The sequence below is a fragment of the Paenibacillus sp. N119s genome, assembly GCF_059447605.1.
Genome location: NZ_JCAJRU010000282.1, coordinates 1 through 5,719 on the forward strand (window position 1 = coordinate 1; position 5,719 = coordinate 5,719).

Here is a 5,719-nt window from a genome sequence, read left to right on the forward strand (position 1 = left end):
AGAAGAGTACGTTGTTGTTGTTAGAAGAGGACCCTGCTTTTGCAAAACGTGCCAATGAGTTTCGTTCTGGAACGGGAGATGCACGATTTATAAGAGCAGACTTGTTAGTCAATGGAGAAGTAGTAAATCAGGTTCCTTTTGGCGAAATGGTTACTTTGCGTTTGCTGGCACAATATTATAAAGATATTGATTCTGAGGGAACCATTGGCTACATGGTTAGAAACCATACAGGTGTAGATGTGTTTGGCATGAATATTTATAATAAGGCAAAATTAGTCCCGAAAATGCAAGCAGGGGGCATTCTTGAGGTTAATTTTAATTTCCGTAATCTATTGTCTGAAAGTGGTAAATACACCATCTCTATTGGCTTGAAGCCTAAGCCGTTTGAGCCTCTTTATTTGGATAGCGTAAGTATAGCAGCTGTTTTTGAGGTTCCTAAGCCAGAAAATAATTACGTACCAGGTTTAATATTTGTAGATAATACAATAGATTTGCAAGTCATTAATTAGGGCTGGTGATAAAATGTGTGGGATTTTGTTTTCTAATGTAGCTATAGATAAAAAAGCATTTCGTAATTCATTAAGTATAATGAAACATCGGGGGCCTACGGCCCCACTTTGCATATACCAGAATGAAAATTTTATGCTTGGTCACAACAGGTTAAGCATTTTAGATCTAGATCAGAGAAGTGATCAGCCTTTTTTTTCTGATGATGGAAGATATGCGATTATATTTAATGGAGAAATCTATAATTATAAAGAATTAGCGTCGGCATATTCAATTCAAATGAGAACAAACTCAGATACTGAACTTTTATTGAAGCTTTACATTCAATATGGTCCCCGAATGTTGAATTGGCTTAATGGAATGTTCAGTTTTATTGTTTTAGACGTCCAGCAGAAATCATTTTTTGTAGCACGAGATCGTATGGGGGTAAAGCCGCTTTACTACAATAGGAATGGTGAAGAGTACATCTTTAGCTCTGAAATTGCTCCCCTGCTCCCACTAGTTCATAGCGTTTCTTTAGATCAAGCAGCTATAAGGCAATATAAAAAAATGAGATGTTTTTTTAATAATCGGACTATCTATAATGAAATAAAAGAATTCCCGCCAGGATATTACTATGAGAATGGCGAATTTATTAAATATTGGGAACTTGATTATTCAGAGAAAGAGCCGCCTTCAGATGAGGAACTTGAGTATTTAATTCGTTCTGCAGTAGAGTATCGCAAGATCGCAGATGTTGAAATTGGAAGTTACCTAAGCGGAGGCTTGGATAGCACGATTATTACCGCACTTGCTGGGGTAGAGCATACATGGACTGTTGGCTTTGAAGATTATAATGAGTTCCAGTGGTCTGAAATCGCAGCAACAAGATACAACACTATTCATCATCCGATATTGTTTGATCCTGATCGCTTTTTATCATTAGCTCGTGAACTTGTGCTTGTAAAAAAAGAACCACTGTCTGTGCCCAACGAAGTGCTGCTGTATCATATGACACAACAAGCATCTGCTAAAAACACAGTCATCTTAAGTGGAGAAGGCGCTGATGAACTTTTCTATGGATATGACCGTATTTTCAGATGGGCTAGCAGCACCACAGACTTTGATATCCAAGCTTTTAGTGATCTCTACACCTATGGATCGGAAGAGGATTTAGAGATTGTAGAAGATGCATTAGCACCTTTTATGAACCTGAAGTGCCCTCAAAAAATCGTAGCTGCATTCTTTCAACAAGCCCATTTACGAGGGTTACTTAAAAGATTGGATAGTGCCTCAATGTTAAATTCGGTTGAAGCAAGATCTCCTTTCTTGGACTACAGATTAATTGAAAGGCTTGCAGGTGTAGATGCTCAGTATAAGATGAGGGATGGGGTTGTTAAGGCTCCGCTCAAGAGAATTTTTAAAGATATCGTCCCAGCAGAGATTGTAAACAGAAAAAAGGTGGGTTTTCCTGTTCAACTTGAAAGAGTCCTATCTTCTGAAAAAATTGAAGGGAAGACGACATTCGACAAATGGTTTAACTTCAATTTAAATACGTTAGGAGAAATCTTATGATTATCGGCTATACTTCCGGAGTCTTCGATTTATTTCATATTGGACATTTGAATTTGTTGAGAAATGCTAAGTCACTCTGTGACAAGCTCATTGTGGGTGTGACCACAGATGAGTTGGTTTCATATAAGTACAAAAAAGCGGTCATTCCTTTTGAGGAACGAATTGAGATTGTTAGAAATATAAAATTTGTTGATACTGTAATTCCTCAGGACTCAATGGATAAATTTGAGGTTTGGCAAAAATTAAAGTATGACGTAATGTTCGTTGGTGATGATTGGTTTCAAAATGAACGTTGGGACCAGTATGAGTTGCAGTTTAAGGAAGTTGGAGTGAAAATTATATATTTTCCCTATACGAAGAGTACATCATCAACTTTACTGAATGAGACATTACTGAAATTAAGAAAATAAGTGGATTTTTGCCTGAAAGGAAGAGGTTTTACAGTGAATATGAACAGATCTATAGCTTTTGTCATTCACAATCTTGTTTTATATGAAACGATTAAGCCTTTAATTGAGGAATGTGAAAAAAAGCAGATCGTTTGTGATATTTATGTCCCTCACATTGAAGAAGATGATTGGGGAGACATGTCCTTAGATACCTATCATTACTTAAAGAACAACGGTATAAACGTGACTCTAACAAGCGCTGTACCTGACAAAACATATAAAATAGCCTTCTATCCTTACCTCCCCTATTATTTGGAAGTTAAGTCCGATTATAAGTTCAGATATCAGTATGGAATGGCTAAACCAAACTGGAATTTAGATACATGGAGTCGGAATTTTGATTTCATCTTTTGTAATGGGATGTATGATTCCTCGGTTCTGACAGCGTACACTCAGACTGAAATCGTAGGAATGATTAAATATGCCAACTTTCAAAGGATGAGACATAAAACAGATAAATATAATTTGCTCTATTTGCCTACGTATGGGAATGAGTCGTCTATTGAGCTTGTGATGAACCACATTGAAGAGATTTCAGATATCTTTAATATGAAGGTGAAATTACATCATGGCACTTCTTTTTTGGAGCATGATCGGGTTAATCTAGTTAAATCTCGTGTTCCTGAAGTACTTGATCACAAAGCTTCTCTTGTTCATTTAATAGAGGAAGCAGATGTAATATTATCAGACGGCTCTGGGGCTATATTTGATGCACTATTTACGGATACTCCAATTGTAATATTTCAGCATCCTCAAACAGAATCGTTCGAGGGAATTTTACCTTTGGAAGAACAAATAGTTCAGCAAAATATTGTTCCTTTTGTGAGTGATAACGGTAATATTAAGCAAACTTTACTTAATGCAATCTTAGATGAGCAACTAATACAACAAAGAAGGAAATTTACTTTAGAGATGTTTCCGGTCAAAGGAAGAGAGACGATAGATAAGTGTATGGATGTAATTAATAGGTTTTTAAAAGATGACGTAGACCATGCTTATAGAGCAGGGCATACACGTCTGAATAATGAGTTCAATGCATTACAAAACCTTAATGAAAATCAGAGCCAAGAAATTGAACAGCAAAAACAACGAGTAGCTGAGCATGCGGATCAGATTAACACATTGATTCAAACGCGTGACCATCAGGAAAATGTAATAAACAGCATGTCAGCAGATTTTAAATCTCTGTCAGAAAAGAAAGATGAATTAGAACAAAAATATGTTCAACTCACAGAGGATTATAATGATGAAAAAAATAACTTGGATATTTTGAATCATCAATATAGACAATTATTTGGTCAATATAATGAACTGAACACCCAGTTCAGTGAGTTGCAAGAATATAATGGAAGACTGTCTACAGAGCTTCATAATATTTATAACTCTAAAAGGTGGAAAATGGCGAATAAACTTAAACATATTTTACACAAATCCAAAATGATATATGTTCTTAAGGGATACAGAGTATGGAAAAACTATGGCACTACGATCTTGCTGAAAAAGATTAAATCTAAAGTGTCGCATAAGATTAAGCGGGCTAACACAGGAGATCAGCCTGTTGATCTGCGCAAAGATGAAGGGAATTACAATCAGTTATTAACTTGGTATGAGTATAAATTTTATAATTATAAAGTAGCTAAAGACAATTCATTTTCTCTGGCACTGGATAAGTTTGAGACTGCATTTGAGAAAGATCTTATATCGATTGTCCTTCCTGTATATAACGGTGAGGATTATGTATCAAAAGCTATTGATAGTATTCTGCAGCAATCTTATAAGTATTTTGAACTCATTATTATTAACGATGGTTCAAAAGATAAAACGGCAGAAATTATTGATGCGTATGCGAAAGCAGATCATCGTATTAGGGTAGTCCATCAGGAAAATCGTAAAATACCAAGAACATTATCGAGAGGTTTTAAACTTGCTAAGGGTGAGTATCATACGTGGACCAGTGCAGATAATATTCTACCTGAACATTTCTTGGAGAAGATGGTCGCTGATCTTAAACGCGATGAAAATATTGGTATGGTATATGCGAACATGAGGTTAATTGACTCGGACGGCCAAGTAATTTCCAACCATGGCTGGTATGAAGAACCACAGTTCAGTGGCAATGTTATGCTACCTAAGTCTGCATTGGAACTAAATGTATATCCTAACAATACGATTGGTGCGGCCTTTATGTATAGGGCCAAGGTAACTCACTTATTAGGCGACTATTCTAGCTATAAGCATACCCTTGAAGATTATGATTACTGGATGAGAGTGAACTCCTTATTTGAGCTCAAACATGTGACGTTCGATGAGCCTATATATGATTATCGCTGGCATGACAAATCATTGACCGCTTCAGATCAAGAACTTGGCATCACATCTAACAGATATAAACTCATGGTACTTGATGATTTTAGAAGAGATTTTTATCTGACCCCATTAGTTTGGATTATTGAGGGAGATGCTGCTAAAGTTAGTGAGTTTAAGAAATATGTTCTGGCTAAAGGTCATACCGTGGTTGGAAGAGATGAACTGAATACAATTATTGGTCTTAATTTGGCAACGCCTATTTGCTATTTATATATTAAAACAGGCGAAGTCCATAATTTTGAATTTATAGATTCTAATGCCTCATCGTCTATGTATGCACTGCTTATAGATAAATCAGAGCATACCGCAGATACATTCGTAGCTGACTATCCTTGGGATCTGAAAATAAAGGATAAAATGAATGGTGAGACGGATAGCAACTATGACTTTTTTGCACAGGAGACGGAAGTTCTGTTCTCTCTTATAAATACCAAGGTTAAAAACGATCACTTATATCGCATTGAGGCGGTAATTGAAAGTGAACCCGTCTATAAAAAGGGATTATCCGTTATTATTTGCACATACCAGCGGAGTGAGAAACTATCAAATGCGATTAAATCTGTGATAGAACAGTCGTTGGATAAAGCAAGCTATGAAATTATTGTTGTAAATAATGATTATCAGAATGATGAGATTCATCATCTGGTTCGTGAGTTCAGAACAACCTATAATATTGACGAGTCCTTCCTACGGTATATGGAGGCTCCATTAAAAGGTCTTTCCTTTGCGCGTAATGTTGGTTTGTTTGGAGCAGAGGGTGAAGTCATACTCTATATTGATGATGATGCTATCGCAAACTCCGACTTGCTTGAAGAGACCGTCAGAGGCTTCTCAGATCGTCC

Annotated in this window: 4 protein-coding genes; all 4 read left to right on the forward strand. The window is 36.3% G+C overall.

The features are described from left to right. A partial coding sequence (locus tag AC5V8P_RS22740; protein ID WP_495473889.1) for a Wzt carbohydrate-binding domain-containing protein occupies nucleotides 1-509 on the forward strand: 509 nt, incomplete at its 5' end. A gap of 13 nt (nucleotides 510-522) precedes the next feature. Continuing rightward, the gene (gene asnB, locus AC5V8P_RS22745; protein WP_064797883.1) at nucleotides 523-2,061 is read left to right on the forward strand and encodes an asparagine synthase (glutamine-hydrolyzing); all 1,539 of its coding nucleotides are present in this window, start codon (nucleotides 523-525) and stop codon (nucleotides 2,059-2,061) included. After that, complete coding sequence (locus AC5V8P_RS22750) at nucleotides 2,058-2,471, forward strand: FAD synthase family protein (RefSeq protein ID WP_016822980.1); 414 nt, start codon at nucleotides 2,058-2,060, stop codon at nucleotides 2,469-2,471. Before asnB ends, AC5V8P_RS22750 begins: the two co-directional genes overlap by 4 nt. 39 nt (nucleotides 2,472-2,510) lie before the next feature. Further along, on the forward strand, nucleotides 2,511-5,719 hold a 3,209-nt coding region (locus AC5V8P_RS22755), incomplete at its 3' end, for a glycosyltransferase (RefSeq protein ID WP_495473890.1).